This window comes from Helicobacter baculiformis, from assembly GCF_900197685.1.
In the GTDB taxonomy this organism is placed as follows: Bacteria; Campylobacterota; Campylobacteria; order Campylobacterales; family Helicobacteraceae; genus Helicobacter; species Helicobacter baculiformis.
Window position 1 is genome coordinate 1 of sequence record NZ_FZMF01000081.1, and the last position, 3,094, is coordinate 3,094.

Sequence of the window (3,094 nt, forward strand, 5' to 3'; positions counted from 1 at the left end):
GGTCTTGGTGTGGGGGGGTTTGTACTTCTTTAAGGGGGGGCAGAAAAAAGGGGAGCAGAAAATAGAAGCAGATTCGTCTCTGTCTGTATATGACACCTCTGCTTAAACGCCCCTAAACACAGGCTGATGACGATCGTATAGATTAAAAATAGCGTTCTTCTTTTCTTGAGCGCGCGCCTGTGGGGGCATAGGTGGGGTCTAGGTCTTGTAAAGACTCTTGCCACGCCTTATAAGAGGGGCTATGAGGATCATTTCTAAACCAAAACGCCCACCAAGAGCACAGAATCAGAAAGAAGCATAGAAAGCTTAAAAACACTTTGAGCGCGTGCATGGGGGCTTTCTATGCCCTTGAAATGGCGTTGATGATGTCTTGAGGGCACTTAGGCATGGAGGCGTTGATCAGGACGCTTTGGAGGGTCATATCTGTAGCGATGAGGCGGTGCGCCCAATTTACAAACTTTGTATAATGCCCCTTGAAGTGCGGATTGTGGGCGCGCTCTAGCTCGAGATAGTACCTATAATACGCCATGTAGGAGTGGCGCCCCCCGCTAGAGCCCAAACCTAGAATGGCTTCTCTGATCAGGGCTTGATTAAACTTGCGCTTACTTTCGTGTTGCCCAGGATACTTACCCCGTTTTGTCTCTAAGCCCTCCATGCCATGCTCTTGGAAGCGCTGCGCCCAGATCGTGAACTTCTTGGCGATCTTGTAGATTTGGGCTTGAGTCTTCTCAAATTCCCCATGGGCTTCTCAAGATGCGCACGATTAGAGAGATGGGGAAATGCATGGCATTAGCCTGCACAAAACACACCATGCGGTATTTCTCTTGTGCGGTGTGCGTGCGTTTGGTGATGTCAAAATCGCCCATGTTCTTCAAGATGTAGGCTTTGACGGCGCGCTCTTCTGCTTGGTTGTTCTTGCCGCGCTTGAAGGTGGCGAGCGTAACGCGGGGTGGCTGTTGGAGAGTGGGATCAGAAGGTAGGGGCGCGGACACGCACGCAGAAGCGGGCATGTGCGCGTCGATGTATGCCTGCGGATCAAAAGGCTTTTCTTCTTGCATCGCCGTCCCTACAGAGGTTTTATGATATTCTAAGTGCTCAAAGCTTAAACATGGCTTTACGCGCGCTAAACCCCGAGAGGATGGACAAGGCTTACAAGAAGTTTTTCAACAAGCAGGGCAGACCGCCCCGCTTTAAAACTCCTCGGCAGAAATCCCGCTCGTCTTTAGCGGGTGGGTACTTCACAATAATGGCTTTTGTGGGTTTTCTTGGGATAGAGATATAAACGCGAGCATTAATATTTATAGAGGGCGGGCTCACTCTTGGAGGAGAGGCTGTAAGACCACCTAGCGGGCAAGCCTTGATGATCCCGCAATCCTATGTGGAGTATGACTCTCACGCAATAGAAATTTAGCACTTGTAGGCAACATTGAAAGTAGCCTTAATGATTAGGTAGGGGATAAGACTAAGAGGGCAGGGCTCATGCCCATAATTAGGACATGGACTTGAAAATTCAGGGTGTCCCTCACTATAAATTATCTTGACTCTTTTTATGGTTTTGATCCTTCGGGTTTATCGGCATCAACATGTATTTTTCTACAAATTTTTTCTTCAGAATTATAAATATCTATCGTAGGGAGATGCTGGCTTTGATTACTTGATGCACTACGATACTGGATGCGTGTCATTTGATCGTCTAAGTATCGGTACATCAGCATTCCCTCTCCTTTGCGATTGGATTCAGTGTCCTTTTGATTTTTATCGGTGTTTCTAGTTAGCTCTTCCCATAACTTACCCAACTCTTTTTTTATCGACAAGATAGATATCCTCGCTATCACTTTATTCTAATTTGTCTACTTTAGCACGCACTTCTTGAAGTGTCAAGCTCCTTGTGCTCTCTCCACTAACCTCCTCTTTATAAAGAGACGATTCCTTTAATCTCTCTTGAGTAGAGAGCTGGAATTTAGAGGTGAGGGATTGACCAGAGTGATTAAAGGCGCATCATTTATCATAGCCTATGGAGGCAAGATAATTTCTATATAGTCTTCGCTCCCGTTTTCAGTTTCTATATCTAATGGCATTGGGTGGGAGGTCTTGGTGTTTCTCTTGGGTTGCCTCTCCCTCCACACTCTCCACAACTGCCCCTCCTTTAAACCATCTATTCTCCCTAACGGGCACTTTAAAATCGGTGTGGTAAGCGCCTCTGATTAAATCTCCCACTAAGACATGTAATTTTGAGAAGAAGTGTTATGCGCCTCTGCATTGCTCTTAAAGGGAGTGAAAGAAAGAAAAATCGTTTAGGGATTTGGGGGATAATGCTCTTATTTTTGACTAAAATTCCCAACGCCCGATCCAAGTCTTGTCAGCCAACAAGGATACTAAACTTATAGGTTTTTCTAAACGAGTCTAATTCAATTTGGGTCAACCCCTCATCATCCACATTAATTTTAGAGAAGTCCTCAAGGCTCAATGAGCCTTTATAGAGGGTTGTATTATCCTAAGTATGAAAGCTTTTTGCGTGATGGTAAAACTCTAAGAGTGGTCATATTCTTAGTTTTAAAACCCAAGAGAAATCTTAATTTTTATACACTTGATTCCCACAATACACCCTTTTTCTATGGATGTCAAACTTAGAACTCAACACATCCTTACTTTCTAAATTATCCTTTGTGTGAATCCCCACTAAGGGTAAGAGAGTGTGGATAAGATCATCGCTCATAAAGGGTTTATGCACAGCTTGGGCGAGTTGTTTGAGCTTCTCAGGATGTTTTTGTTTGAAGAGATTGCTAACATAGATCACAAAGGGGATTTCTACTCCAAAGGCAGAGCATTTATGCCCATAAGTGGACGCACTCTCAAAAATATCTTGTGCATGATCGGAGAGGTAGATAATGATGGCATCTTTATCTTCAAAAAGTTTAAAAATCTCGCTCAAAATATGATCGGTGTAATACAGAGAATTGACATAATCTGCCACAATCTGCTTGTCTTTCTCATCTTGGACATGCAAACCTTGATAGGGGATGTCTGCAGGGGTGAACTTGGCAAAGGCTTTAGGGAAGCGTTCTACATAGAGCACATGGCTACCGATGAGATG

4 protein-coding genes are annotated in these 3,094 nt (G+C 44.5%); all 4 read right to left on the minus strand.

Annotation, left to right across the window (positions count from 1 at the left end; translation table 11 throughout):
- Positions 1 to 142 precede the first annotated feature (142 nt).
- Positions 143 to 331: a hypothetical protein gene (locus C6G87_RS08415; RefSeq protein WP_104753037.1), complete on the minus strand. Its 189-nt coding sequence runs from the start codon at positions 329 to 331 to the stop codon at positions 143 to 145.
- 9 nt (positions 332 to 340) lie between these two features.
- The gene (locus tag C6G87_RS08420; protein ID WP_104753038.1) at positions 341 to 655 is read right to left on the minus strand and encodes a hypothetical protein; all 315 of its coding nucleotides are present in this window, start codon (positions 653 to 655) and stop codon (positions 341 to 343) included.
- Positions 656 to 728: 73 nt separating this feature from the next.
- A complete protein-coding gene (locus C6G87_RS08425; protein ID WP_104753039.1) occupies positions 729 to 1,058 on the minus strand; it encodes a hypothetical protein in 330 nt (109 codons plus the stop codon).
- A 1,514-nt stretch (positions 1,059 to 2,572) separates the two neighbouring features.
- Positions 2,573 to 3,094: sulfatase-like hydrolase/transferase (locus tag C6G87_RS08435; RefSeq protein ID WP_158653145.1), on the minus strand; the 522-nt coding region annotated here is incomplete at its 5' end.

Excerpts from the sequence above, each read along its gene's own strand:
- C6G87_RS08420 (WP_104753038.1), bottom strand. The coding sequence starts at position 655 with ATGGAGGGCTTAGAGACAAAACGGGGTAAGTATCCTGGGCAACACGAA.
- C6G87_RS08415 (WP_104753037.1), bottom strand. The coding sequence starts at position 331 with ATGCACGCGCTCAAAGTGTTTTTAAGCTTTCTATGCTTCTTTCTGATT.
- C6G87_RS08425 (WP_104753039.1), bottom strand. The coding sequence starts at position 1,058 with ATGCAAGAAGAAAAGCCTTTTGATCCGCAGGCATACATCGACGCGCAC.